The sequence below is a fragment of the Mesorhizobium sp. B2-6-2 genome (assembly GCF_006440615.1).
In the GTDB taxonomy this organism is placed as follows: Bacteria; Pseudomonadota; Alphaproteobacteria; order Rhizobiales; family Rhizobiaceae; genus Mesorhizobium.
Window position 1 is genome coordinate 24,035 of the sequence record NZ_VFUG01000019.1, and the last position, 25,454, is coordinate 49,488.

Consider the following 25,454-nt stretch of genomic DNA (forward strand, 5'->3'; position numbering starts at 1 on the left):
TGGGTTCTTCGATTGACGTGCCACGAAAGTGGCGATGGAACAGCCATGCCGCAACGGCTAAAGCTGGATTCGCCCAATCGATCCACAAAAGGCTGCAGAAAGATCGGCACGCATGGAACAGCGCAAGATCATACCGGCCGTTTCCGTCGCCGTCGTGCGTGGCGGCACCGTGCTTCTGGTCAAGCGCGCGCGGGCGCCGTCGCAAGGGCTCTATGCCTATCCCGGCGGCAAGGTCGAGCCGGGCGAGACGCTTGCGCAAGCCGCGGCGCGCGAGTTGCAGGAAGAGACCGGGCTCGAGGCGACAGGCTACCGGCCGCTGCGCGACATCCATATTGACGGCCATGTCGAAAACCACGCGGTCGACTATCTGCTGACGGTGTTTGGCGCGGCCTATGCCGGCGGCGAACCCGTCGCCAGCGACGACGCCGAGACGGCGGCGTTCTACACGCTGGCGGAAATGGCAGGGATGCCGCTGGCGGGCGACGTGTTCTCGGTCGCCGAGGAATTGCTCGGCCCCGCACAAGACGCCAGGCGGTGAGCGTCCAGAATGGCCTTGCAGGCGACAAAATGTTTCGCCACAAAACCCTGCTCTTTCATCGCAAGGCTTTGATGACCCGCGCTTCCGCTTTTCTCGCTGTGTGCCTCGCCGTCAGCATGACCGTCGCAGCGTCCCCGGCGCCCGCCGCCGAGGCGCCTTTCGAGCCCGGGCTGATGCGGCTGGCGGAAGTGCTGGGATCGCTGCATTTCCTGCGCAACCTGTGCGGCGAGAAGGGCGACAAGTGGCGGGTCGAGATGGAAAAGCTGCTCGAATCGGAAAATCCCGATCCTGACCGGCGCGCCCGCTTCATCGCCTCGTTCAATCGGGGCTACCGCTCCTTCAGCGGCACCTACACCCGATGCACGCCTTCGGCGACCGAGGCCATCGCGCGCTACATGAAGGAAGGCGAGACGCTGTCGCGCGACATCGCCTCCCGCTACGGGAATTGAGCCCGGCTCGACCGCTCCGCGTTTTGCGCAGATTTGTTGCGGGCAATCGGCGCCAATGTGACGTGCCTTATTGTGTCCTGTCTCGCTCTGGTGCAATCATGTGTTGCACTTGCGCAACAGTGTTAATGAAACGTTAGCGCGCAGTTGTGGAATTAACTCAAACTGAAGGTTTCGATGCCCCAAGCCGGTCTAATCGGCTAAGCTCGGCATCGATTGAGAGCAGTCTCGACCGGAATGTGGATTTCGACCGTAAAAATGTCGTATTTACAAAGACTTAATTGAGACTGCGGACGAACTGACAGACCAAGCAGGATCCCTCGTCGGATCGACGCTTGCAGAAAGTGGACATCGCAATGGAACATGGTGTCAGCGACATCGACGCTTTGGTCAGGGAAGAAAAGCGGCTGACCGCCGTGGAGAGCCACAGCGAAGCGTGGGCCGAGGGCCTGTCGGCGGGCATCGAACCGGAAATCATCGCCGAAGCAGCGCTGGAGACCGCTTTCGGCGAGATGTTGCGCGCCAATGGCGAGACCTCCGCGCTTGCCCTGCTCGACCGCATGCGGGAAAAAGTGATTGCCGGCGCGTTCGAGCCGGAACGGCTGAAGCACTAGCCACCTGTTTTGACAACGACTTTTTGATAGTGACTTTTGACGCACCGTTTGGGCATCATGTCCGTGCGCTCGGACATTCAAAGCGCCGGCCGGGCCGAACCCGGGAACCATGGAGAGGCAAGCGGTGAGATTTTCGATGTCAGGCCGGCCGCGCGGGCCGGCCCTCAGCATCCTGATCGCCGCCTCCTGCCTGGCGCTGCCTCTGTGCCTCACCAGCACGCCCTCCTACGCACTGAGCGAGATTCAGCGCGAGGACCTGCCTTCGCCGGTCACCCCGCCCGCCAATAGCGACAGCGCCGCGCCCGGCGCTGCCGTGCCGATGCCGGAGGCGCCCGGCACCAAGCCCGCGGACGGCCAGCCGGCCGACGACACCGACAAATCGGAGCCGGAGACGCCGCCCGCCAATGGCGGCATCACCAGCCCGCGCGCAGACCCTGACGCGCCGCCGCCCGCGGTCGTCTACGACCTCAACACGCTTCCCGAACCGGTCAAGCGCATGCACGGGCTGCTCATCGAGGCCTGCCGGACCGGCGACATCGAGAAGCTGAGGCCGCTGATCGGCACGGGCGAGGCGATGACGCAATTGTCGCTGGGCGACATCGATGGGGACCCGGTCACCTTCCTCAAGAGCCTTTCGGGCGACGGCGACGGCCAGGAAATCCTCGCCATCCTGGAAGAGGTGCTTTCGGCCGGCTACGTCCATGTCGACACCGGCACGCCGCAGGAACTCTATGTCTGGCCGTATTTCTTCGCGCTGCCGCTCGACAAGCTCGATGCCAGGCAGCGCGTCGAATTGTTCAAGCTGGTCACCGCCAGCGACTATGACGACATGAAGCAGTTCGGCGCCTACATCTTCTACCGCGTCGGCATCACGCCGACAGGACAGTGGCTGTTCTTCGTCGCCGGGGATTGAGTTTCGCCCTTACTCGGTAATGCTGGCGGGACAGCGCCCCCCTCTGTCCTGCCGGACATCTCCCCCACTTGGGGGGAGATCAGATGTCACGCCGGCTTTCGCCAATCACCAACACTGTGGAGCGAGCGAGGCGCCGAAGCTGCCAATCTCCCCCTCGTGGGGGAGATGTCCGGCAGGACAGTGGGGGGCGCGAAGGAACACGACGATAGCGGATCGTCCTATTGCCGAGGATTGTTGCGATGGCTCAGGCAGTGGTCAGAAGGATGCCGTGGCCGAATTCGTCGGCCAATTTCATGATAAGCAGCTTCTCACGCGCCGTAAGGCGCTTTTGGTCGACAAAACGCCAGTTGCCTTCGTAAAGCGCAAAGGCCTCTTTCGCGGGGGATAGGACGCGCGACATCGCGGTTCCAGGCGAGCGCCTGGAGCTCAGGAAACTCCGCAGGAATGATCGGCGCAATATTCGCGGTCATAGCCCACTCAAGATAATGCAGAGCGCTTAACAAATCCAATGTCGGCGGGATCAGGCCGGCAGCGCCTCGGAGAACTCCACCGCCCTGCCCTGGCCGGGTGTCGCGATCTCGCCTTCCCACATGACGCGCACGCCGCGCACGATGGTGCCGACCGGCCAGCCGGTGACCTCTTTGCCGTCATAGGGCGTCCATCCGGCCCTGGAGCCGGCCTGCGCGTTGGTGATGGTCTCGCGCCGCTTCATGTCGACGATCGTGAAATCGGCATCGTAGCCGGCGGCGATGCGGCCTTTCCTGGCCATGCCGAAAATGCGCTGCGGACCATGGCTGGAAAGGTCGACGAAGCGCTGCAGGCTGAGCCGGCCGGCATTGACGTGGTCGAGCATGATCGGCACCAGCGTCTGCACGCCGGTCATGCCGGACGGCGAGGCCGGATAGGTCTTCGCCTTCTCGGCCAGCGTGTGCGGCGCGTGGTCGGAGCCAAGAACATCGACGATGCCCTGCGAAATGCCGTGCCAGACGCCTTCACGATGGTGAGCCGCGCGCACCGGCGGATTCATCTGGATGAGCGTGCCAAGCCTGGCATAGTCGTCGGCGCTCAGCGTCAGGTGATGCGGCGTGGCCTCGCAGGTCGCGACATCCTTGTGCTGCTCGAGGAAGACGATCTCCTCGGCCGTCGATATGTGCAGCACATGGATGCGCGCGCGCGTCTGCCTGGCGATGCGCACCAGCCGCTCCGTGCAACGCAGCGCCGCGATCTCGTCGCGCCAGACGGGATGCGACGAGGGATCGCCCTCGACGCGCTCGCCGAGCCGTTCGCGCAGGCGGAACTCGTCCTCGGAATGGAAGGCGGAGCGGCGGCGGGTGTTGCGCAGGATCGAGGCGACGCTCGCGTCGTCCTCGACCAGAAGATCGCCGGTGGACGAGCCCATGAACACTTTTATGCCGGCCGCGCCCGGCAGCCGCTCCAGTTCCCCGACATCACGAGCATTGTCGCGCGTCCCGCCGACCCAGAAGGCGAAGTCGCAATGCATGCGCCCGGTGGCCCGCCGCACCTTGTCGGCGAGCGCCGCCTCGCTGGTGGTCAAAGGGTTGGTGTTGGGCATTTCGAAGACGGCGGTGACGCCGCCCAGCACCGCGGCGCGGGAGCCGGTTTCCAGATCCTCCTTGTGCTCCAGCCCCGGTTCCCGAAAATGCACCTGGCTGTCGACGACGCCCGGCAGGATGTGCAGGCCCGCGCAGTCGATGGTTTCGCCGGCCGAAGCCTGGCCGAGATCGCCGATCCGTGCGATGCGTCCGGCCTTCACGCCGATGTCGCGCCGGCCCTCGCCGTCATGGTTGACCACCGTGCCGCCTGTCAGGATGAGGTCGAAGGTGGTTGCCATGGGCAGGTCCAATCTCTTGCGGGGGGAGTGTGGCCGGCTTACGTAATGACCGGACGTTTTGCAAGATCAGGCCGATTTCACGCTCATGCCCTTTGCCCAAATCAAAGACCGCGCGCTCATTTCCGTGTCAGGCCTCGATGCCGAGCATTTTTTGCAGAACATCCTCACCACCGATCTCGACACGCTTGCGCCACGCGAAGCGAGACCCGGCGCACTGCTTTCGCCGCAAGGCAAGATCCTGTTCGATTTCCTGATCTCGCGCGCCGGAGACGATGGCTTCCAACTGGAATGCCGGGCGGACATCGCCGACGACTTCGTGCGCAGGCTGATGCTTTACCGGCTAAGGGCAAAGGCCGAGATCGCCAAGCAGGATCAGGTGCTTGTCACGGTCGCATGGGGTGATGATTCAACCGCCTCACGTTCTGATTCAACAGCGCTTGCCGACACGCGGTTTCAAGATATCACGGTTACGCGCACTTATGGCGGTAAGGCGCGGGACGGCGGCGACCCGAATGGCTGGCTGAACATGCGCATCGGCTACGGCATTGCAGAAAGCGGTTCCGACTACCAGCTTGGCGACGCCTTCCCGCACGACGTGCTGCTCGACGAGACGGGCGGCGTCGGTTTCAAGAAGGGCTGCTATATCGGCCAGGAAGTGGTCTCGCGCATGCAGCATCGTGGCACCGCGCGTCGCCGTGTGCTGATCGCGGTCGCAGCCGGTCCGCTACCGCCGGCCGGCACGGAGGTGACGGTCAATGGCCGGCCGGTCGGCACTCTGGGTTCGTCAAACGAGGGGCGCGGCCTCGCCATCGTGCGCACCGACCGCGTCAAGGCGGCGATCGACGCTCACGATTCGATCAGGGCCGGCGAGACGCCAATGATGCTTGCCATCCCGCACTGGGCGAAATTCACCTTCCCGCAGGATGCGACCAGCGCGGAGGAGGCCTGATGGCTGCCGACCGGGCCGGCGCGCCGCCGCGCGCCTGGCAACGCATGCTGTCCGGCCGGCGGCTCGACCTGCTCGATCCCTCGCCGCTCGACATCGAGATTGCCGACATCGCGCACGGGCTCGCCCGCGTCGCGCGCTGGAACGGCCAGACCAGAGGCGAGCACGCCTTCTCGGTGGCGCAGCACTCGCTGCTGGTCGAAGCTCTCTACGGTGAACTGGCGCCTGCCGCCCCGGCCGAGGCGCGGCTGGCAGCGCTGCTGCATGATGCGCCGGAATATGTCATCGGCGACATGATCTCGCCCTTCAAATCGGTGATGGGCGGCTCCTACAAGGATTGCGAACTGCGCCTGCAGCGCGCCATCCATCTGCGGTTCTCGCTGCCGGCGGAGCTCGCCGCCTCCTTGCGCAACGACATCAAGCGCGCCGACCAGATCGCCGCCTATTACGAGGCGACGCTGCTGGCCGGCTTTTCGACCGCTGAGGCGACCGAGTATTTCGGCCGGCCGCGCGGCTTCTCCGCCGATCGCTTCGACTTCACGCCAAAATCCGTGACCTGGGCGCAAACAGCTTTTCTGAAGCGTTTCAAGACGCTGGAAGCCAGGCGCCAGCCGTCGCTTGCCGTGAATACAACCCCATGAAAGAACGCTAAATTAACCCGCGGCCGCGACAGTATTGCGTTCGGTCACGATCCGAAGGCGTGCTCATGCCCGGCGCACATGTCAAGACTGGTTCGGTCGTCGGCAGGCGAAAGACGTCCGGTGTTGGTCCAGCCCGGCAAATCGCAGAAGAACTTCGCGCGCAGAACGAGCGCTTCGCGGCCGCTGTCGAGAACATGTCGCATGGCCTGTGCATGTTCGACGCCGATGAGCGGATGATTATCTGCAACCGCAATTACATCGACATCTTCAGCCTGGACGCCAAAGTGGTGAAGCCCGGCATTCGTTTCCTCGACATCCTGCAGCACAGCGTCGACATCGGCATCGCCTCGCAGAGCGCGAGCGAGCTTTATGCCATCCGCAAGCCTTACATCGACGGCGCCAAGGCTTCGACCTATGAGGAAATCCTGTCGGACGGGCGCATCGTCGTCATTTCGCACCGGCCGATCGCCGTCGGCGGCTGGGTGTCGATCTACGAGGATGTGACCGAGGAGCGGCGCGCCGAGGCCGAGTTGAAAGAGCAATACCGCCGCTTCGACGCCGCGCTGGCCAATATGTCGCAAGGCCTGCTGATGTACAGCGCCGAGGGCCGGCTCATCGTGCGCAACCAGCGCTTTCTGGACCTATGCAACGCCAAGGCGTCGGATTTCACGCTCGGCATGACGCATCGCCAGATGCTGGACAAACTCATTCGCCTCGGCATCTTCGCACCGCTCGAAATCGACGTCGAAGTCGGAAAAACCAAGGCAAGGCTGGATGCCGGCCAGTCGCACGCGAGCTATCGCGAGCTGGTCGACGGCCGAACGCTCTTCGTCCAGCGGCGACCGCTGGCCGGCGGCGGCTGGGTGGCGACTTTCGAGGACGTCACCGAGCGCCGGCGCACCGAAGAGCGCATGACGCATCTGGCGCATCACGACACGCTCACCAATCTGCCCAACCGCTCGATGTTTCGCGAAAAGCTGGACCAGGCGCTTGGCGAGGCAAAGCCGCTGGCAATCCTTTCGCTCGACCTCGACCGCTTCAAGGCCGTCAACGACACGTTCGGCCATCCGGCCGGCGACTGGCTGCTGCAATGCGTCGCCAAGCGGCTGCAGCACGCCGTGCGCAGCAGCAAGGACGTGGTGGCGCGCTTCGGCGGCGACGAATTCGCCGTCATCCAGTCGGGCACCAGGAGCGCCGCCGACGCCGAAAAGCTCGCCAAGCGCATCGTCGAGATCGTCGGCAAGCCTTATCGCGACAAGGGGCGCGAGATGCATGTGGGCGTGAGCCTCGGCATCGCGCTCTATCCCGGCGACGGACACGACGCCGACACGCTGCTCACCAACGCGGATATGGCACTCTACCGGGGCAAGAGCGAAGGGCGCAACGTCTACCGCTTCTTCGAGCAGGGCATGGATGCGCTGATGCGGGAGCGCCGGGCGCTCGAGGCCGATCTCGAGGCAGCGCTGTCCAGGCGCGAATTCGAACTCGACTTCCAGCCGATCCTCGACATCGGTTCCGGCAAGATTGTCGGCGCGGAAGCCCTTATGCGCTGGCGCTCGCGGTCGCGCGGCCTGGTATCGCCGGAAAACTTCATCGCGGTCGCCGAGGAAACCGGACTGATCGTGCAGCTCGGCGATTGGGCGCTTCGCAAGGCCTGCAACGTGGCGGCGAACTGGCCGCCGGACATGCGCATGGCCGTCAATGTCTCGGCCGCGCAGATCAAGAGCGGCGGCTTCGCCCGCAGCGTGATCTCGGCGCTTGCCTTTTCCGGCCTGCCGGCCAACCGGCTGGAGCTCGAAATCACCGAGACGGTGATGATGGACGAAAGCGACGCGGTGCTGAAGACGCTGAGCCAGTTGCGCGGTCTCGGCGTGCGCATCGCGCTCGACGATTTCGGCACCGGCTATTCCTCGCTCGGCTACCTCCGGCGCTTCCCCGTCGACAAGATCAAGATCGACCGCTCCTTCATCCGCGATCTCGACAAGCGCGACACGGCGGCGATCGTGCGCACGGTGATCGGGCTCGGCGCCGAGCTCGGCATCACCGTCACCGCCGAAGGAGTCGAGACCGAAGCGCAGCTCGACACGCTGCGCAAGGCGGGCTGCGGCGAGGCGCAAGGCTTTCTGATCGGCGTGCCGGCCAAGGCCGCCGACATCAGCCGGCTGCTGCGTTCGCAGGCGCTGCTGCGCCAGTCAGGCTGAGGACCAAAGCGCGTCGCATCAAAGGTCGAGGCGACGCGCTTCAAGTCAACGCAGTGCCTCTATGTATTTCTCGTGGAAAGAGACATAGCCTGGCTCGACCACCTTGAGGTGCCGCTCGATCAGGCGGTGGAATTCCGGCAGCTGGTGGAACGGCACGCCGGGATAGGCGTGGTGCTCGGCATGATAAGGCATGTTCCAGGCGAGCTTGCGCACGAACCGGTTGGTCAGTGTGGTCCTGGTGTTTTCCAGCATGTTGGCGACGAAGGGACAGCGGCCGTGCTCGGCCAGCAGGTAAAGCCTCAGGAACGGCTGGCCGAGCAGCGCCGGCGCGATCCAGACATAGAGCAGCACCGACGCCTTGAACCAGACCGCCAGCGCCAGCAAGACGACATAGAAGGCGATCATCGCGCGCGCCTCAGCCTTCACTTTCGGCAGCCCCTTGGGCGGCACGTAGATGTCGCGGCAGCGCCCCATCGCATTGGTGTAGAGCGTCTTGAAATGCCCCCACCACACCGGCAGCCCGGAGACGTAGACGATGTATTGCCGCATCGTCTCGGGCTTCGGGAATGCGAGCTCCGGATCGTTTTCGGGATCCTGGGTGAAGCGGTGATGGGCGAAATGGAAGTAGCGGAACCAGTCGGCCGGCAGAGCGAGCGCCAGGCTGCAGAAGCGCGCGACGGTATCGTTCAGCCACTGCGTTTCGAACGCCGTCCTGTGCACCGTTTCATGCAGCAGCGTGAACAGGAAGACGATCAGAATGCCCTGCGGCAGCATCAGGACCGGCCAGAACGGCACCTTGGCCGCGATCAGCCCGCCGAGGAGGACGATCGCGCCGAGATGGAGCGCGAACTGGACAAGGGCCGGCCCGTCCGATTTGCCGGTCAGCCGGCTGCGCTCCTCATTCGTCAGCGAGGCTATCACGGAGCGATGGTCGATGGCTGCGTCGTGGTCGATTGCGCTCATGGGATCACGATACCCAGGGGGAATTGAGGAATTGAAGAATTGAAGAACTGAAGAACTGAAGAACTGAGGAACTGAGGAACTGAGGAAGCGAGGACGGATGACTCGGCTAGACACTCAATTCTTCAATTCTTCAGTTCTTCAGTTCTTCAGTTCCCCAGTTCCCAAACTCCCCTTCTCCCGCCGCTACTTCTCCGGCCTTTCCAGGCGCTCCAGGAACCACTGCGTCAGCCGCACCCAGAGCTCGTCCTTCTCGCCGGAATCCTCCCAGCCATGGTCGAGGTTGGGATTGTCGTTGACCTCGATGACGAAGACCCCGTCCTTGGTCTCCTTGAGGTCGACGCCGTAAAGCCCGTCGCCGATGCATTTTGCCGCCCGCACCGCCGTCTCGACGACATGCGGCGGCGTCTGCTTTAGCGTGAACGTCTTGATGCCGCCCTGGTCGGGCTTGCCGCTGGCCTTGTGGTTGACGATCTGCCAGTGCTTCTTCGCCATCAGATAATGCACGGCAAACAGCGGCTGGCCGCCGAGCACACCGACGCGCCAGTCATATTCGGTCGGGATGAATTTCTGCGCGATCAAGAGATCGGAATCGTCCAGCCATTCGGTCGCGAGCTTGGTCAGCTCCGCCATGTTCTCGCATTTCTTGACGCCGCGCGAGAAAGACGAATCCGGGATCTTCAGCACCAGCGGAAAGCCCAGCGTCTGCGCCGCCACTTCGAAGTCGGACGTGCCGGCAATCATCACCGTCGGCGGCACTGGCACCTTGTTGTAGGTCATCAGCTCGTTGAGATAGACCTTGTTGGTGCAGCGGATCATCGACAGCGGATCGTCGATCACCGGCATGCCTTCCTGCTGGGCGCGGCGCGCGAAGCGGTAGGTGTGGTTGGAGATCGACGTCGTCTCGCGGATGAACAGCGCGTCGTAATTGGCGAGCTTGGCGAGGTCCTTCCTGGTGATCGGCTCGACCTCGACGCCCATCTTCTCGGCGATCCTCGCCCAATAGCGCAGCGAGGAAATCTCCGACGGCGGCAGTTCCTCATGCGGGTCGACCAGCGTCGCGAATGTATAGCGCGCCGGCGTGCGGCCCTTGGTGTCGCGCCATTCGCGGTTGGTGTAGGTGTCCAGGCATTGCAGGAAGAACTCTTCCTCATCCTCGGACATGCGGGCAAGCGGCAGGAAGCCGATCTTGCGGATCGAGGCCCATTCGGCGCTGTCCTTGATATGGACCTCGAGCGCCGGCGCGCGGAACCAGTCGAACAACAGCTTGGCGAAACGATCCCATACTTTCGACGGACCGATGCCGAAGAAGATCGCGACCTTGGCCGGAAAAATCCCGCCAAGATCCTTGCGGCATTTGTTCAGGGCAAGCTCGAGCTCCGGCAGCGCGTGCTCGTAGAGCTTGCGCTCCGAGAGGTCGATCATGGTCTCGACGGTCGGGATCACCCTATGGCCGCGCGAGCCGGCCAGCAGCGAGGCGTAGTAGCCGCGGCTCTGGTAGCCGTAATTGTTCGACAGGTTGATCACCTTCGGCCGCTGGCCGCGGAACAGCGCCGGATGCGCGAGATAGTCGCGGTTGGTGATGATCTTGTGGGGGGTGGCCACCTGATCGAGATCGTTCTGCCTGCCTGTCAGGATAACCCAGGTCATTGTTTCAGCGTTTTCCCAGAGTGATGGCGGCGCGCAAACCGTCGCGGCCGAACTGCGCCATATTCATGAAAATGTCGTAAGGCACCGGAATGTTCGCGGCATCGAGGATCGTTTCCTGCCTTTCATCCTCGACCCAGGGATCGTGGATCAGGATATGGTCGCCATCGTCGCCGATGGCCAGCACCCAATGCGGCACCTTCTTGCCGAACATCAGGAAACCACTGATCAGGACCACAACCAGCTTGCCCTCGGCAAGGGCGTCACGGATGTCGCCGATGCCGAACGGACGGTAGTTGACAGGGATGCCGTAGAGTTCGGCGCGACGGCGGAAATCGACCTGGGCAAGCTCCATCACCCGGCGCTTGTCCACGCTCCTCACCGACTGCAGGAACAACGCGCCGTAAAAGGAGACGAATATCTCGGCCGCAAGTCCGCTCTCGTAGCCGGCGACCGCCAGGCCGAAAGGCTCGCAGCCGCCAGGGCCGGACATCATGAAGACCGTGGTCGCCTCGCGCCACAGGCGGATTTCCATGACCGGATCGGGCACGAAGCCGGGATCGAAATTGGCCATCGCCATCATCAGGCAGCAAGGGCCGCAGGTGAACTCGCAGGTCTGCTGGTAGAACGGTACCCTGGTCGCGGTCGGGGTGTCGCCGCGCAGCGTCTTTTCGTAGCGCAGCGCCGTGGCGCCATCCTCGTAATAGTCGGGCTCGCGGCCCAGTTTTCGATAGCCGGCCTGCTCGTAGATACGAATGGCGCGATCGTTGTCCTCGCGCACTTCGAGGCGCAGCAACAGCCGGTCGTGCTCGAAGGCAGCTTCCTCGGCGGCCGCCAGCAGAAGGCGGCCGATACCGAGCCGACCGAAGAACGGGCCGACGGCGATGGAATAGAGCCGCGCCACGCCGCTGCCCTTGCGAAACAGAACCACCGCATAGCCGGCGACATGGCCCTCGTTCTCAGCCACCAGCATCTCGGCGGTTTCGCGTTCGATGAACTGGCGGAAGGAGCGGCGCGAGAGCCTGTCGCCCGGAAACACCGCCTTCTCGATGGCGGCGAGGTCATCGACGTCTGACGCACGGGCCTTGCGGATCTCGGCAGGCATGCGGGCTTGGGAGAACCTCGATTGGGTTAAAGAAAACGGCCCCGGTGGATGCGTCGCGAACACCGGCCGAACCGCCAGTATTCATCAAGCGCTATCGCTCCTTGATTAGGGCTGAATTGTGACAGTTTCCGCCCCCGCTGGAAAGGGCAAAGCGTTTGAACAGGATTGCCGTTCAAAGGGCTGCCGGCCGCCGAAAAAGGCAGCCGGTTCAGCTCGATATGCCTGTCACAAGCTGGCCATAAGCGGTTTTTGCGACATCCGACAGCCGCTCCGGCGGCAACGAGCCGACGACGGCGCAAGCATAGCCTTTATCCAGCCAGTAGACCGCCTCCGGTCCGCCCCCCTCTGCAGTATAGGTGCCCTTGGACGTCGCCGACGATTCGGCGGTGACGAAGAGCGAGATGCGCTCGCCCTTGGCGTCCTCGTAGAGCAGCATCGCCGCCTTGCCCTGGCCGCCGGCCGGCAGCAGCCGGCCACCGACCAGTTCGAACCCCTCGGCCGCCAGGTCGGGCGCAACCAGCTTCAGCCCGACTCGGTTCGACAGCCAGGCCTGGAGATGGTCCTTGTCGCTTGCCGGGACCTCGACGGCATGGCGCTTCTCGGCGGCGTACAGGACATGGGCGGCGATCGCCTGCTCGGCGAGCTGGTCGTCGCCGTCGTCACCGCGGCTGACGCTGTCGATGCCGGCGACATAGCCGCCGAGGCCGCCAACGGCGAGCACAACGGCGGCCGCGGCCGAGAGCCACCAGCGCGAACGCCAGGGCGATGCCTTTGCAGGCGCCTGACCGAGCAATGCCTGCCGCAGCCTTGCCGGGACCGGCTCGTCGATCACGCCGGCCAGGGCGGCGCGCATGGCGGCGCGGTCGGCGATGTAGCGCGCGGACTTTGCCTTCATCTCGGGATTGGCTTCGAGCCAGGCGTCATAAGCCATGCGCTCCTCGCCCGGCAGCTCGCCGTCGAGGGCCATATGGATATCGCGTTCGGAGAAATCGCGGCGGGTCATTTCTCAACAATCCTTATCGAGCGGCGGCGCGAGCCATCGTCGAGCAGTCCACGCAGTTCGTCGCGGCCGCGCGCAATGCGCGACATCAGCGTGCCGGCGGGCACGCCAAGGATGTTGGCGGCCTCGGCATAGGAAAAACCCTCGATGGCGACCATCACCAAGGCCGCGCGGCGATCGGGGCTGATCGCCTGCAAGGCATCCATGATCTCGCGCGAGGCGATGGTCTCGACCTGATCGGCGGGTGCGGCTTGGGCTTCACCGGCTTCGAGAGGCAATATCGCCGCCTCGCCGCGCCGGTTGACCTTGCGCATCTGGTCGATGAACAAGTGATGCATGATCGTAAACAGCCACCTCCGGGGGCTTTCTCCCGTCTGCCAGTTGTCGAGCCGTACAAGCGCCCGCTCCAGGCAATCCTGGACGAGGTCGTCGGCGGAATCGCGGTCGCGAAGCAGCGAGCGCGCGTAGCGCCGCAACCGCGGTATCTCGCTTAGGATCGCTGCCTTCTTGTCGTCCATGACCGCTTGTTTCGAGGTCGCTTTCCATCCGGATAGAACGCGCCTTCGCGGCGCGGTGCAAGCAGTCAGCGCGAAGCGGCCCAACCGCTGCGGTTACCCAAGCACATGAATAACGCCGGCAGAGGCCAATTTATTCCCGCTGCAAAGCGACCCGGGAATTGGTTGTCTTAGTTACGTAAAATACCTATAATAGATGAATTACGTATGAGGCCTGCGATGAAGCAATTCACCTTCTCAGACATGAACCGCGCTTCGGGAGAGATACTCGAAACGGCAATGATCGAGCCCGTAGCACTCACGAAACGCGGCAAGGAGAAGCTTGTCATCCTTTCAGCCAGTCAATACCGCAAGCTCATCAGCATGCCCCATGCGGCCGCTTACACGCTCGAGAGTGCACCGAACGACGTCCATAATGAACTGATGTCCGGGCTCGAAGCGATCATAGCAGGTGAAGAGCCTGATGCTTAAGCCGGGCGACCTGCTCCGATATTATTATCTTTGGGCGCGGCAGGCGAAGGCCGGCGAGGAATCCGGCCGAAAAGCGCGCCCTGTCTGCATCGTGGTCAGAACCCCGGCTACACCTGCCGCGCTGTTCCTGTTTCCGCTCACCTCGCAAAAGCCGGACCCGTCCCGACTATACATCGCAATCAGTGAGATCGAGTGCCGCAGAGGCGGGCTCGACTTTCCCTCATGGCTCATCGTCGACGAATACAACCGCGCACAGGTCGATGAGGCGTATGATCTCGTCTCCACCAAGCCAATCGGCGCTTTCAGTCCGGCATTTGTCCGCAAGATTGCCAGCATCATCAAGCAAGCAGCAGAACAACACCGCCTGCAAGGCACTGTTCGCAGGTAACAGCGACGCGCCAGCTATCCGATTGTCGAAGCTAAGATCATGCCAAATCCGTCAGCAGGAAATCGCCACCCTTATAGAGCAGCGAAACACCGAGAGTTTTTGCACAGGCATAGGCAAAACAGTCGCCCAGGTTCAGATCGGCCTGATGACCAACGGCCTTGCCATAGCGCGCGCTTGCGTCGATAGCGCGCAAGCCGATTTCGTCGCCGATCGGCACATTTTCTCCGCCAATTTCCAAAATCAGCTGGTCCACCAGATCGCGAGCCTTCAGGAGGGCTTCAGCGGTCGGCTTGCGGGAACCCGCGCCGGCTCTCGCCAGAGCCTGTGTCGCCTCAAGGCGGACCATCGCGGAGACGTGGAAGTCGACAGTTCCGGAGAGCTGTTTGAACAATTCTTCCCAGCCCGGTTCCTGGTTGAGGATGGCGACGATCACCGAAGCGTCGACAAACATCAATCTTCCCACATCTCATCGGTGAATTTCTTCATGTCGAAATCGGGATTGGGCAGACCGATCTTCTTCGCCTCCGCCTGAAGCCTGATGATCCGATCGCGCAGCGGCACCTTTGCGCGATGGCGTTCCAGTTCGTGCAAAAGCGCGGTCCGCACGGCTTCGGTCTTGCTGGTCGCATTGGTCTCGCGCTGCAATTTTGCAGCCAGCGCATCGACCTCGTCGTCGCGAATGTAGAGCGGCATGAATATCTCCTATTGGATATTCATACATTCCATTTTGAATATCCAAACAAGTCGACGCCTACGCTTCCCTCGCTGCCCTGGTCAACAGCCGCTGATAGAACAAGCCGATGCCGATCAGCACGGCACCCAGACCGATGAAGGACAGCGCACGCAGCACGCCTTCGAGCTCCGACATGTCGAAGAGAAAGACTTTCAGCACCGCGACCGCGATCAGCGCCGCCGACGCGATGCGCAGCACCTGCGATTTCAGCCGGACGCCGGCGGCGAGCAGTGCCACGCCGATGACCAGCCAGAGCGCGGAGTAGGTATAGGTCTCGAGCTGCCCGAGCCCGCTCCACAGGGCGATGAACTCGCCCTTGAACAGGCGGCGCACCGAGAGCGTGGCATAGGCGAAGGCAAGCAGCGCGGCGATCAGCGCCAGCATCGCCGCATACCATCGCGGGCGCTTGTCGCGGACATAGAGCGCCAGCGCCCCGGCGGCGACCGCCGGCAAGAGATAAGCGAGAAACAAAAGGTTGAAGACGGGAACCGTGCCGGTCGACTCGTCCGTCAGCAGCGGGTTCAGCACCACGAAATGCTGGACGGCGATCAGGCCAGCCGAAACGACGCCGGCGGCCATCGAGCCATAACGCAGGACCGAGCTCGGCGAACGCATGTCGATGGCGACCAGTATGGCGCCGGCGCCGAGCGCGATCAGCGTGTAGATCGCCTGTTCGGCAAGGGTCACGGTGCCGGTGTCGATGACGCCGCCATGCATGGCGTGGCGCACCAGCATGGCAATGGTGAGCAGCGCGAACAGCGCCGACGCCGCTTCCAAGGCAAGGCGCGGGCGGCCATTGGTGGTGCGGGCGAGTTGCCAGGCGGCGAAACCGAAGGCCAAAGCAGGCACGCCATAACCCGGCAGCAGCCAGTTCAAGATCGGCGTCCTGGCGAGAGACGCCACGCCGACGATGGTCGGATCGAAGGCGACGCGGCCGAGCACGGCGATCGCCGCGCCGACCGCGATCCAGCCCAGCACGGGGTAGGAGCGCCAGCGCGTTGCCAGCGCCGGGACGACAGCGGCTGCGCCGAGCAGCAGGGTCGTCCAGCCGGAGCCGAAGGCCATGTGCAGCATCAGCAGGCCGGCGACGCCGGCGCCGCCGAGCGCGAATGACACGGCCGGGCCGCCGGCCAGCGGCGGCTCCTCGGCGCGCGCGATCCATTCACCGCCGGCGGCGAAGGCGAGCGCCAGCAACAGGGCCGGCAGCGCATAACCCAGGTCGCGGTCGATATCGCCAAAGGTCAACCACAGCGCGGTGAGCACCACCAGCGGGACGATGACGCCCCAGGCCGCCCAGCAGGCCGCGCGCAAGGGTGCGGCAGCGGCGAAGCGGCGTGCCGCCCAGAAACCGGCGGCGAGGAAGATCATGCCGAGCGCGACGCCGATGCGGAACGTCAGCGCGTCGGACCACGCCAAAGGCTGAGCGTCGAGCCCGACATCGAGCGCATCCGCCCCGATCGTGGCGGGCGGGATGATGCCCAGATAGATCAGCAGGGTCGCGATGCCGCCGGCAAAGATGAGCGGAAGCGCGCGCGGCCGGTAGAGCGCCACCGCGACCAGCGCGGCCAACAGGATCGCCCCGTGCAAGGCATCGCCGGCGCTGGCGAAGGCCGGATCGACGGACAGGCCGAGCGCGCTCAAGGCGATGAAGAAGCCGGGCACGATCGAAGGCCAGTCGAAGCCGCGCGCCGTATCGTCGCGGCCAGTAACCAAGAAAAGGCCGAGCCAGACGAAAGCCAGCACGGCGAGCGTCGCCAGGCTGATGAACAGGACAGCGGCGAGGTTCACCTCAGGCGCGTCGACCATATAGAGAATGGTCCAGACGCCGGCGCCGGCGAAGGCCGCGGCCACCAGCGCCTTCCAGTCGCGGATGCGGGCGATTGCCGCTGTGGCGGCAAGCACGATCGCGAGATAGACGAACAGGGCCCAGGGATTGGGTGCTTCCGAGGCGACCAGCGCCGGCGTGACTATGGCGCCGACGAGGCCGATGCCGGCCAACGCCAGGCCATGCAGGAGCGAAGCGCCAATGGTCGCGACGCCGATGACGCCAAGCAGCGCGAAGGCCGTCGCCGGACCGATGAAGCCATAGATGGCGTGCGCCGCGTAGACCGTGCCGAACAGGATGAAGGCGCCCGCCCCGGTCAGAATCGCGGGGATGTAAGCGCCGGCGGCGCCCTGCACCGGCACCCTGAAGCCGGTGCGGCGGATGAATTCGGCGCCGGCAATCAGCACCAGGCCGAGGATGCCGGCCATTGCGAGGCGCACGCCTGGGCCGAAGATGCCGGCCTCGATGGTGTAGCGGATCAGGAATAGGCCGCCCAGCGCCAGCGCGATGCCGCCGACCCAGACTGCCCAGCGCGTGCCCAGCGCTGTTTCGACATCGGTTTGGCGCGCTGCTCTGAGGGCTGCGGGAGATCCGGCTGCGGGCGTTTCGACCATGGAAGCAGCGTGCGCCGGTTCGGCCGTCCCGGCGGATTGCGCGGGGACCGTCCTGCCCTTCGTCCAGGGTCCGGCCACGGACTCGCTTTCGGCATCCTCGGGCCTCGCGACGACCTCCTCGGCCACGGTCGCGCCATCCGCCAACGGCGCGGCAGGCGCTGCCTTGGCCTCCTCAGGAAGACCTTCCTGCGCCGCGTCCACCGGCTTGGGCGCCGATAGCGAAGCGCCCGACTGCACCAGGCCGCGCAGCACAGCCAATTCGCGCTCGACAAGCGCGATGCGGTTCTGCTGTCGTGACACGATGACGAAAAGAGCTATGACGGCGGCAATGGCGATCAGGCTGAAAAACATAGCGGTTTCCCTCAAAACCAGACCGGTCGTGGCCAAACAATGCGGCAATGAGACGGCTGGTGCAAACCAGCGTCTTGCCGGCTAAACGCGAGTCGCGCCGAAACGGAATCAGGCGACGCGCCTTTAGTCATTGTTTTGGTGCATGTCGTTCTCCCAAAACCGCTGCGCACTTTTGGGCGACATGCACTGACAAGACCGAGCATGTTTCGTCGCCGATTGCCAGCAGCTTGCCGGTTTATCCATGTCGGGCCGCCGAGGCGCCGGCATTGCCGGCGAGATTACGTGACCTCTGCCGCGGAATACTCATGCTATTCTGGCGCGCGCGAAGAAAATGCCGCGAGGTGACGGATGCCGCAAAAAAGCGCTGGCCTGCTGATCCACAGGCGAACCGCCGGTGTGTTCGAATTCCTGCTCGTCCACCCGGGCGGGCCGTTCTGGGCAAGAAAGGATGAAGGCGCGTGGACCATCCCGAAAGGACTGATCGGCGACAACGAGGATGAGCTCGAGGCCGCCAAGCGGGAAGCCGAAGAAGAGCTCGGCGTCGCCGTCGACGGCGATTTCCGGCCGCTCGGCAGCTACAAGCAGCCGGGCGGCAAGATCGTGATCGCCTGGAGCGTCGAAGCGGACATCGATGCGGATGCCGTCAAGAGCAATATGTTCACGATGGAGTGGCCGCCAAAATCGGGGCGTATGAAGGAGTTCCCCGAAGTCGATCAAGCCGGCTGGTTTTCTCTGCCCGAAGCCGGCGTCAAAATTCTCAAGGGCCAGCGCCCCATGCTCGACGATTTCCTGGAGCGACGTGGAGCCGAATAGGCGGCTGCCTCGCTATCCTGCCTCGCCGGCAATCGCCCTCACCGCGGCATGATGCCGGCGTAGCGCGGCCAGGAAGCCGGCGCGGGCGTCGGGCGGCTCGAGGCCGCGAGGCTCGTAGACGTGACGGGTGAAGAAGAAGCCGCTCAGCCGGAACGCGTCCTCGAGCGCCGCCGCATCGGCGTGCAGGCCGGAGCCGCGCTGCAGGAAAGCCGGCAGCGCCAGCATCTTGTCGTGCCAGGGCGCGCCGGCCTCGCGCGACACGGCGCGCCCGGATTTCGGCGAGACATAGGCGAGATCCTGCTTGGTGCCGGTCGCCGCGCATTGGCTGAGGTCGAGGCCGAAGCCCAGTTCGTCGAGGATAAGCAGCTCGAAGCGCGCCACCAGCTCGCCCGCCGCGTCGGCATCGCCGAGATGCGAGATCATCACGGCAAGCGCCTCGTAAAGGCCGCCATGGGCGTCGCGCTCGGGCAGGAGCCTGAGATGCGCGGCCATGGTCTGCAGGCCGTAGACGGCGACGGCGCTGTCCATCAGCCGCGCGGCGTTCATCTCGATCGCTTCGGCCTGGAAGATGCCGAGATGCTCGTCGAGCCGCGCCCGCCACAGAAGGTCGACGCGGTTGCCGGGCTGCAGCACCGGCTGCTGCTTGCGCGAGCGCCCTCCCCGCACCAGACCGAGATGGCGGCCATGGGCGCGCGTCATCACCTCGAGGATGGCGCTGGTTTCGCCATGCTTGCGAGTGCCGAGAACGATTCCCTCGTCGCGCCATTCCATGAGACGAGCTTTTCACCCGTTGGGCGGCGAAATCAAGAGAGAGATGAGTTGTACGCATGATGTGCGTACGCTATTATTTGGCGTGAAGGAAGATACCCCATGCCCAAAATAGCCACTGACAAATCCGAGCGTTTCAACATCCGCATACGGCCCGCCCAGAAGGCGATGATCGCCCGGGCGGCGGCGCTGTCGAACAAGGATATGACCGACTTCATCCTCGACAAAGTGCTGCCCGAGGCCGAGGCCGTGATTAAGGCAGGCGAGAAGATCGAGGTTTCGGAACACGATTTCAAGCGTATTCTCGATTTGCTTGAACATCCGCCTAAGCCCAACGCGAAGTTGCGGGCTGCTATCGCAGCGCTCCCTGACACCATATGACCCTGCCAGGTTGGCATGAGGAGCCGATCTCGAAATCGCATGATCGCGCGTCCTTCGATTGCGGCGACGAGCAGATGAATGATTTTCTGCGTCGCTTCGCCAGGCAAAGCCATGAACAGAATGCTTCGAAGACTTTTTGCGCTGTCGACAGCACAAACCCCAGCCGCGTTTTTGGCTTCTATACAATCGCACCGTCCGCCGTTGCCCATGAGCAAGTGCCCGCGGCCCTGACAAAGGGGCTCGCCCGACACGAGGTGTCGGGCTTCAAGCTTGCCCGCCTGGCGGCCGATCTCTCAGTGGCCGGACAAAGGCTCGGTGGCCAGCTTCTCGCCGCAGCGGCCTTGCGCTGCCTGCGGGTTGCGGCCGAGGGCGGCGGCCTCCTGCTGATCATCGATGCCAAGTGCGAGCGCGCCGCTAACTGGTATCGTGGGTATGGTGCCGAGCCGCTCTCAGCTATGCCGCTAACCTTGGTCATGCCGCTGGCGACCTTCGCCGCCGATCTCAGGGCTAAAGGCTTGTTGTGACAATGCTCATGACTGGTGATCCGGCAAAGGCGGCACAACAATTTTGACCTGGAGCGAACGCTCCCCGTGTAGCGGCGTTCCGGGAACCGGAGAAAGCGGCCCGTGTTTATGACTGATGATGTCGGTCGCAAAATCCGGTGACCGCACGAAACCGATTGCGGCGACAACAGCATCAGCGAGCCCGCCGATGACAATACGACCTCTCCGCTACCTAAACGCTGTCGTTCCGCACATCTATGTCCAAGGCGCGGCCGAAGCCGTCGCCTTTTACGCCAAGGCGTTCGGCGCCGAAGAAATGTTGCGCATCACGGCACCGGATGGACGGATCGTCCACAGCGAGCTTGCTATTTGCAATGCAACGGTGATGCTGGGCGATCCGACCAGCCAGCTCTACGATGAGCCACGGCATCTCGGAGCATGCACGGCGGGCCTGCATCTGATGGTGGACGACAATGCGGCGGTTCTGGCCCGTGCGGTGGCGGCAGGCTGCGAGCAGGTTCAGCCGCCAACGGACATGTTTTACGGCGCGAGTTCGGCCAGCGTGCGCGACCCGTTTGGCCATGTCTGGGTGTTGCTGACATGGAAGGAAGACTTATCGCCGGCCGAAATGGAGCGCCGCGGCAAGGCCGCCCTGGGTGGCGAAGAGTCTAAGGCTCAGTAGTGGCGGCGGCGCCCTCTCCGTCTGCTTCCGACGGGCTGCCAGCCGCCTTGGCGTTTCCCCAGTGCAAGCCGCATTTTTCCCATCACGCCCACCGCCGATGATCGGCAAGCACTTCGTCGATCACGTTGCGCTGCCTTTCCGCCTCGGCCTGGTTGGCGTCGTGGCCGGCGACGGTGATCAGCGCCTTCCACAGCGTCCAGCCGCGGCCGCGCGCCCAGGTGGCGTCGTCGACGTCGATGCGGGTGCGAAACGCCTCGCGGCTTTCGCCTTCGAAGAATGTCCAGGTTACAGCAAGATCGCAGGACGGGTCGCCGACGCCGGAGGTGCCGAAATCGATGACGGCGCTCAAGCTGCCGTCCTCGACCAGAAGATTGCCCGAGGCGACATCGCCGTGGAACCAGACCGGCGAGCCATGCCAGGTGGCGGCGAGTGCCGCGTCCCAAACGACGGTTGCGGCTTGGGTGTCGATCCGGCCTTCGAGCGCGGCGATGGCTTGCCGCGCCTCGTCGTCATAGACGCTAAGCGATCCGCCGCGGTGGAAATTGTGCTGGCCGGGCGCCGGCCCATCCGTCGCATCGATGCCCCTCAACGCGACAAGGAAATCGGCGAGCGCCACGGCAAACGCGCCGAGATCGGCGATGCGTGCGCTCCGTGCCGTCTCGCCCTCTATCCAGCGATAGACCGACCAATGCCAGGGGTAGCCTTGGGCCGGTTCGCCCATGGCGAGAGGCATCGGAATGGGCAGCGGCAGATGTGGGGCGAGTTTCGGCAGCCAGCGATGCTCCTTCTCGACCTGCAGCGAATAGGCGGCAGCGCTCGGCAGCCTGACGGTCATGTCGTCGCCGAGATGGAACGTGCGGTTGTCCCAGCCGCCGAACGCGACCGGGCTGACCGGCAGATGCCGCCATTCAGGGAACTGTGCATCGACCAGCCGGCGGACGAGTTCGGTATCGATGGTTATCTTTGGATTATGCAATGTCGCTGACCCGTTTATCGGGCATTTATCAATGGGGAAACTCCAGCCCCATCTCGCGGTAGCGCTCGGGGTCGTCGCCCCAGTTTTCGCGCACCTTCACGAACAGGAAGAGGTGCACCTTCTGCTCCAGAATGCCAGCGATCTCCATCCGCGCGGCTTGCCCGATAGCGCGGATCGTCTCGCCCTTGTGACCGAGCACGATCTTCTTCTGGCTGTCGCGCTCGACATAGATGACCTGCTCGATGCGCACCGAGCCGTCCTTCTTCTCTTCCCATTTCTCGGTTTCGATGTGCGAGGAATAGGGAAGTTCCTGATGCAGCCTCAGATAAAGTTTTTCGCGCGTGATCTCGGCCGCGAGCTGGCGCATCGGCAGGTCGGAGATCTGGTCCTCCGGATAGTACCAGGGACCGGCCGGAAGCGTCTCGGCGAGATAATCGAGCAGGTCCTTGCAGCCGGAGCCGGTGAGCGCCGAGACCATGAACGTGCGCTTGAAGGGCACGCGTTCGTTCGCGGTCGCGGCCAAGGCGAGAAGCGTTTCCGGCTTGACGCGGTCGACCTTGTTGAGAACCAGAAGCATCGGCTGCCTGACGTCCTTCAGCCGGTCGAGGATGGCGTCGGCATCGCCCCTGATGCCGCGCTCGGCGTCGATCAGCAGCACTACTATATCGGCATCCTTGGCGCCGCCCCAGGCGGTGGTCACCATCGCCGTGTCCAGCCGCCGCTTCGGCTTGAAGATGCCCGGCGTGTCGACGAAGACGATCTGCGCGTTGTCATGCGTGGCAATGCCGCGCACGATGGCGCGGGTGGTCTGCACCTTGTGGGTGACGATCGACACCTTGGCGCCGACCAGCTGGTTGACCAGCGTCGACTTGCCGGCATTGGGCGCGCCGATCAGCGCTACGAAACCGGAGCGCGTCGCGGGGGCTTGAGTGGTTTCCGTTTCTGTCATGCCGCGCTCCATACGCCTTCGCGCAGCAAAAGAGTAGCCGCCGCGGCCTGCTCGGCCTCGCGCTTGGAGCGGCCGCTGCCGACGGCGGGCGCGAAAGAGCCGACTTTTACGCTGACCGTGAACACCGGGTCGTGGTCCGGTCCGTCACGGCCGTCGATATGGTAGGCCGGCACGGCGCCGGCGGCCGCCTGATGCGCCCATTCCTGCAATTCGGTCTTGGCGTCGCGCCGCGCAGCGCCCATCGCCTGCGAGCGCGGCTGCCAGTAGCGGTGGATGAACGCGCGCGCCGCGTTCATCCCGCCGTCGAGATAGAGCACGGCGATCAGCGATTCCAGCGCATCGGCGCGCAGATTGGTGCGCTTGCGGCCCTCGAGATTGCGCACATCGGAACCGGCGCGCACCAGTTCCGGCAGGCCGATCTGTTCGGAGATTTCCGACAGCGCCTCGGCATTGACCAGCGCGTTGAGGCGCAGCGAAAGCTCGCCTTCGGCGGCATCGGGAAAGGAGGCGAGCAGCATGTCGGCCACGACGAGGCCGAGAACACGGTCACCCAGGAATTCGAAACGCTCATAGTCGACGCCGGCATGGGTCGAACGGGCGCTGGCATGGGTCAGCGCCCGCTGCAGGCGCTGGCGGTCGGCGAAGACATGGCCGGTGCGCTCGACAAGCGCTTCGGCAAGGGCATCGGCGGTCAAACGCTTGCTGGCCGCCATCGCTCTAGTGGACGAAATGGAACAGGCGCCCGGCGCGCATCAACGACGGCCACTTCCAGATCTCGAGCGGGCTCGCCTTGCCGGCGATCGAGAAGAAGATGAGGTTGGCGCGGCCGACAAGGTTCTCGGCCGGCACATAGCCGACGGCAAAGCGGCTGTCGGAGGAATTGTCGCGATTGTCGCCCATCATGAAATAGTGCCCGGGCGGCACGACGAATTCGCGCGTGTTGTCGCCGATCGAATCGGAATTGATGTCTAGCGTGTCGTAACTGACGCCGTTCGGCAGCGTTTCGCGGTAGACATCGATCGGCCGGTTTTCCTCGGTGACATCGGGATTGTCGATCTGCCCGGTCTTCACGCGGGGCACGCCTACGTCATTGATGAAAAGCTGGCCGTCCTTCACCTGGATCTTGTCGCCGGGCAGGCCGACGACGCGCTTGATATAGTCGACCGACGGATCCGGCGGGAACTTGAACACCACCACGTCGCCGCGCTTGGGCTCGGAACCCCAGATGCGGCCCGAGAAGAGATCGGGACCGAAGGGCAACGAGTAACGCGAATAGCCATAGGCCCATTTGGTGACGAAGAGATAGTCGCCTTCGAGCAGCGTGGGCCGCATCGAACCGGACGGAATGGAGAAAGGCTGGAAGAGCAGCGTGCGGATGACGAGCGCGAGCAGCAGAGCCTGGATGATGACGGAAAAGGTCTCACCAAGCCCGCCGGATTTCTTCTGCGATTTTTCAGCCACGCTCATGTCGTCCTCGATTGTGCGATGTTGGTATAGAGTCTCGGCGGGCGCTGGGCAACGTCATGCCGCTCGTGGTCAGATGGAATCAATGTGGCGCTTGTTCGGCGGGCACTGCCTCGATGATCACAAAGGCTTGAGCAAGCGGGAAATCGTCGGTGATGGTGAGATGGATGAGGGCACGGTGGCCTTTCGGCAGGATTTTCTCCAGCCTGGCCGCGGCGCCGCCGGTCAGCGCCATGGTCGGCGCGCCGCTCGGCAGGTTGACCACGCCCATGTCGCGCCAGAACACGCCCTCGGCCATGCCGGTACCCAACGCCTTTGCGCAGGCCTCCTTGGCGGCGAAGCGCTTGGCATAGGAAGCCGCGCGGGCGGCACGCGCCTCCGACTTGGCCTGCTCGACCTCGGTATAGATGCGCTGGACGAAGCGCTGGCCGTGCCGCTCCAGCGATTTCTCGATACGTCTGATGTCGATCAGGTCGCTGCCGATGCCGATTATCATTCCGCCGGCACTTCCCGTCCGCCCTGCCGCGCTTTCTTCTCGGCACGCTCGGCCATTCGCTTCCGGCGCTGCTCGCGAAACACCGTCATGCCCCAGCGCGTGATGGCGTAGAACACGAGCCCGAAGACCAGGCCGAGCGGCACCGCGCCGATCAGCATCGGCTCCAGAATGGGGTGCCAGAGCTTGGCGAAGGAAAGCTTATGCATCATTTCGCCCAGATGCTCGGGCGGGCCGTGCTTCGGCAGATGCTCATGCAGGAGCAGCTTGCCGGTCTCCCAGGACGCGCCCCACAAAAGCGGGAAAGTCAGCGGATTGCCGAAGAACACCGCGCCGAGCGCTGCCGCGACCAGATTGCCGGCGATGATCCAGCACAGCACGGCGGCGACGATGAAGTGGAAGCCAAGCGGGAAGAAGGAGGCGAAAACGCCCGCGGCGACGCCGGCGGCGACGGAATGCGGCGTCGCCTTCAGCCGCAGGATGCGTTTGGAGAAATACTGCACGGAACGCGAGAACGAGCGGCGCGGCCAAAGATAAGTACGCACCTGTTCCAGGAGGCCATCAGGCTCTCGGCGTCGAAAAAGCACTCTGTTCCAGTTCCCGGTCCAATACGCGCTGCCCCTGCCCACCGGGTCGCGCCAACATATCTTGCGCTTCGATGGCGC

General features: G+C 64.0%; 29 protein-coding genes and 1 pseudogene. 13 read left to right on the top strand and 17 right to left on the bottom strand.

The window, feature by feature from the left end:
• The first annotated feature begins 112 nt into the window (after window positions 1-112).
• From FJ419_RS25625 to FJ419_RS25640, 4 genes are all read left to right on the top strand, one after another.
• Window positions 113-538 carry an NUDIX hydrolase gene (locus tag FJ419_RS25625; protein ID WP_140699784.1) on the top strand — a complete coding sequence of 142 codons (426 nt, stop codon included), beginning with the start codon at window positions 113-115 and terminating at the stop codon, window positions 536-538.
• A gap of 71 nt (window positions 539-609) precedes the next feature.
• A complete protein-coding gene (locus tag FJ419_RS25630; protein ID WP_140699983.1) occupies window positions 610-987 on the top strand; it encodes a TIGR02301 family protein in 378 nt (125 codons plus the stop codon).
• A gap of 353 nt (window positions 988-1,340) precedes the next feature.
• Entirely contained in the window at window positions 1,341-1,598 is a 258-nt protein-coding gene (locus tag FJ419_RS25635; protein ID WP_040984202.1) for a hypothetical protein, read from the top strand.
• 124 nt (window positions 1,599-1,722) lie between these two features.
• Window positions 1,723-2,511, top strand: a complete 789-nt coding sequence (locus FJ419_RS25640; RefSeq protein WP_181170808.1) for a hypothetical protein — start codon at window positions 1,723-1,725, stop codon at window positions 2,509-2,511.
• A gap of 244 nt (window positions 2,512-2,755) precedes the next feature.
• Here the strand turns inward: FJ419_RS25640 and FJ419_RS25650 are convergent.
• Both FJ419_RS25650 and FJ419_RS25655 read right to left on the bottom strand, forming a co-directional pair.
• Window positions 2,756-2,981, bottom strand: a pseudogene (locus FJ419_RS25650) (hypothetical protein).
• A 50-nt stretch (window positions 2,982-3,031) separates the two neighbouring features.
• Window positions 3,032-4,363, bottom strand: coding sequence for a dihydroorotase (locus FJ419_RS25655; protein WP_140699788.1), 1,332 nt, complete (start codon window positions 4,361-4,363; stop codon window positions 3,032-3,034).
• An 85-nt stretch (window positions 4,364-4,448) separates the two neighbouring features.
• Here FJ419_RS25655 and FJ419_RS25660 point away from each other — a divergent pair, with 85 nt between their 5' ends.
• The 3 genes from FJ419_RS25660 to FJ419_RS25670 all read left to right on the top strand — a co-directional run bounded on the left by FJ419_RS25660 (window position 4,449) and on the right by FJ419_RS25670 (window position 8,151).
• Window positions 4,449-5,312 carry a folate-binding protein YgfZ gene (locus FJ419_RS25660; protein WP_140699792.1) on the top strand — a complete coding sequence of 288 codons (864 nt, stop codon included), beginning with the start codon at window positions 4,449-4,451 and terminating at the stop codon, window positions 5,310-5,312.
• Complete coding sequence (locus tag FJ419_RS25665; RefSeq protein WP_140699795.1) at window positions 5,312-5,950, top strand: HD family hydrolase; 639 nt, start codon at window positions 5,312-5,314, stop codon at window positions 5,948-5,950. The genes FJ419_RS25660 and FJ419_RS25665 overlap by 1 nt, the downstream gene beginning before the upstream one ends.
• A 65-nt stretch (window positions 5,951-6,015) precedes the next feature.
• Complete coding sequence (locus FJ419_RS25670) at window positions 6,016-8,151, top strand: EAL domain-containing protein (RefSeq protein WP_140699798.1); 2,136 nt, start codon at window positions 6,016-6,018, stop codon at window positions 8,149-8,151.
• A 45-nt stretch (window positions 8,152-8,196) separates the two neighbouring features.
• Here FJ419_RS25670 and FJ419_RS25675 read toward each other — a convergent pair whose 3' ends face one another.
• From FJ419_RS25675 to FJ419_RS25695, 5 genes are all read right to left on the bottom strand, one after another.
• Entirely contained in the window at window positions 8,197-9,087 is an 891-nt protein-coding gene (locus FJ419_RS25675) for a fatty acid desaturase family protein (RefSeq protein WP_140699988.1), read from the bottom strand.
• Between the two features lie 210 nt (window positions 9,088-9,297).
• The gene (locus tag FJ419_RS25680) at window positions 9,298-10,761 is read right to left on the bottom strand and encodes a RimK family protein (RefSeq protein WP_140699800.1); all 1,464 of its coding nucleotides are present in this window, start codon (window positions 10,759-10,761) and stop codon (window positions 9,298-9,300) included.
• A 4-nt stretch (window positions 10,762-10,765) separates the two neighbouring features.
• Window positions 10,766-11,863, bottom strand: a complete 1,098-nt coding sequence (locus FJ419_RS25685) for a GNAT family N-acetyltransferase/peptidase C39 family protein (protein WP_140699803.1) — start codon at window positions 11,861-11,863, stop codon at window positions 10,766-10,768.
• A 208-nt stretch (window positions 11,864-12,071) separates the two neighbouring features.
• Complete coding sequence (locus FJ419_RS25690) at window positions 12,072-12,866, bottom strand: anti-sigma factor (RefSeq protein ID WP_140699806.1); 795 nt, start codon at window positions 12,864-12,866, stop codon at window positions 12,072-12,074.
• Window positions 12,863-13,381 (bottom strand): RNA polymerase sigma factor, encoded by a 519-nt coding sequence (locus tag FJ419_RS25695; protein WP_140545291.1) that lies wholly within the window; start codon window positions 13,379-13,381, stop codon window positions 12,863-12,865. Before FJ419_RS25695 ends, FJ419_RS25690 begins: the two co-directional genes overlap by 4 nt.
• Before the next feature lie 216 nt (window positions 13,382-13,597).
• Between FJ419_RS25695 and FJ419_RS25700 the strand changes: the two genes are divergently transcribed.
• Complete coding sequence (locus FJ419_RS25700; protein ID WP_140699809.1) at window positions 13,598-13,849, top strand: type II toxin-antitoxin system prevent-host-death family antitoxin; 252 nt, start codon at window positions 13,598-13,600, stop codon at window positions 13,847-13,849.
• Window positions 13,842-14,237 carry a hypothetical protein gene (locus FJ419_RS25705; RefSeq protein ID WP_140699812.1) on the top strand — a complete coding sequence of 132 codons (396 nt, stop codon included), beginning with the start codon at window positions 13,842-13,844 and terminating at the stop codon, window positions 14,235-14,237. Before FJ419_RS25700 ends, FJ419_RS25705 begins: the two co-directional genes overlap by 8 nt.
• 37 nt (window positions 14,238-14,274) lie before the next feature.
• Here the strand turns inward: FJ419_RS25705 and FJ419_RS25710 are convergent, their stop codons facing one another.
• From FJ419_RS25710 to FJ419_RS25720, 3 genes are read right to left on the bottom strand one after another with little or no spacing between them, the layout of a single operon-like run.
• Complete coding sequence (locus FJ419_RS25710; protein WP_140699815.1) at window positions 14,275-14,688, bottom strand: type II toxin-antitoxin system VapC family toxin; 414 nt, start codon at window positions 14,686-14,688, stop codon at window positions 14,275-14,277.
• On the bottom strand, window positions 14,688-14,930 hold the full coding sequence (locus tag FJ419_RS25715; RefSeq protein ID WP_140699818.1) for a type II toxin-antitoxin system VapB family antitoxin: 243 nt from the start codon (window positions 14,928-14,930) through the stop codon (window positions 14,688-14,690). The genes FJ419_RS25710 and FJ419_RS25715 overlap by 1 nt, the downstream gene beginning before the upstream one ends.
• A 58-nt stretch (window positions 14,931-14,988) precedes the next feature.
• Window positions 14,989-17,760: a DUF2339 domain-containing protein gene (locus tag FJ419_RS25720; RefSeq protein ID WP_140699821.1), complete on the bottom strand. Its 2,772-nt coding sequence runs from the start codon at window positions 17,758-17,760 to the stop codon at window positions 14,989-14,991.
• Window positions 17,761-18,108: 348 nt separating this feature from the next.
• On the opposite strand from FJ419_RS25720, the gene FJ419_RS25725 reads away from it, so the two are divergent.
• On the top strand, window positions 18,109-18,573 hold the full coding sequence (locus FJ419_RS25725) for an NUDIX domain-containing protein (RefSeq protein ID WP_140699824.1): 465 nt from the start codon (window positions 18,109-18,111) through the stop codon (window positions 18,571-18,573).
• Window positions 18,574-18,585: 12 nt separating this feature from the next.
• On the opposite strand, the gene recO is transcribed toward FJ419_RS25725, so the two are convergent.
• Window positions 18,586-19,344: a DNA repair protein RecO gene (gene recO, locus FJ419_RS25730; RefSeq protein ID WP_140699827.1), complete on the bottom strand. Its 759-nt coding sequence runs from the start codon at window positions 19,342-19,344 to the stop codon at window positions 18,586-18,588.
• A 99-nt stretch (window positions 19,345-19,443) separates the two neighbouring features.
• Here recO and FJ419_RS25735 point away from each other — a divergent pair, with 99 nt between their 5' ends.
• The 3 genes from FJ419_RS25735 (at window position 19,444) to FJ419_RS25745 (ending at window position 20,907) form a co-directional block, all read left to right on the top strand.
• Window positions 19,444-19,722 (top strand): DUF1778 domain-containing protein, encoded by a 279-nt coding sequence (locus tag FJ419_RS25735; RefSeq protein WP_140699830.1) that lies wholly within the window; start codon window positions 19,444-19,446, stop codon window positions 19,720-19,722.
• On the top strand, window positions 19,719-20,246 hold the full coding sequence (locus FJ419_RS25740) for a GNAT family N-acetyltransferase (RefSeq protein ID WP_140699833.1): 528 nt from the start codon (window positions 19,719-19,721) through the stop codon (window positions 20,244-20,246). Before FJ419_RS25735 ends, FJ419_RS25740 begins: the two co-directional genes overlap by 4 nt.
• Window positions 20,247-20,433: 187 nt before the next feature.
• Entirely contained in the window at window positions 20,434-20,907 is a 474-nt protein-coding gene (locus tag FJ419_RS25745) for a VOC family protein (protein WP_140699836.1), read from the top strand.
• Window positions 20,908-20,989: 82 nt separating this feature from the next.
• Here FJ419_RS25745 and FJ419_RS25750 read toward each other — a convergent pair whose 3' ends face one another.
• From FJ419_RS25750 to FJ419_RS25775, 6 genes are all read right to left on the bottom strand, one after another.
• On the bottom strand, window positions 20,990-21,883 hold the full coding sequence (locus FJ419_RS25750; protein WP_181170809.1) for an aminoglycoside phosphotransferase family protein: 894 nt from the start codon (window positions 21,881-21,883) through the stop codon (window positions 20,990-20,992).
• A 28-nt stretch (window positions 21,884-21,911) separates the two neighbouring features.
• Window positions 21,912-22,844, bottom strand: coding sequence for a GTPase Era (era, locus tag FJ419_RS25755; RefSeq protein WP_181170810.1), 933 nt, complete (start codon window positions 22,842-22,844; stop codon window positions 21,912-21,914).
• Window positions 22,829-23,545, bottom strand: a complete 717-nt coding sequence (rnc, locus tag FJ419_RS25760) for a ribonuclease III (RefSeq protein ID WP_140699842.1) — start codon at window positions 23,543-23,545, stop codon at window positions 22,829-22,831. The genes era and rnc overlap by 16 nt, the downstream gene beginning before the upstream one ends.
• 4 nt (window positions 23,546-23,549) lie before the next feature.
• The gene (lepB, locus tag FJ419_RS25765) at window positions 23,550-24,299 is read right to left on the bottom strand and encodes a signal peptidase I (protein ID WP_095766934.1); all 750 of its coding nucleotides are present in this window, start codon (window positions 24,297-24,299) and stop codon (window positions 23,550-23,552) included.
• A gap of 79 nt (window positions 24,300-24,378) precedes the next feature.
• Complete coding sequence (gene acpS / locus FJ419_RS25770; protein ID WP_140699845.1) at window positions 24,379-24,792, bottom strand: holo-ACP synthase; 414 nt, start codon at window positions 24,790-24,792, stop codon at window positions 24,379-24,381.
• The gene (locus tag FJ419_RS25775; RefSeq protein ID WP_140545797.1) at window positions 24,789-25,376 is read right to left on the bottom strand and encodes a DUF2062 domain-containing protein; all 588 of its coding nucleotides are present in this window, start codon (window positions 25,374-25,376) and stop codon (window positions 24,789-24,791) included. The genes acpS and FJ419_RS25775 overlap by 4 nt, the downstream gene beginning before the upstream one ends.
• Window positions 25,377-25,454 lie beyond the last annotated feature (78 nt).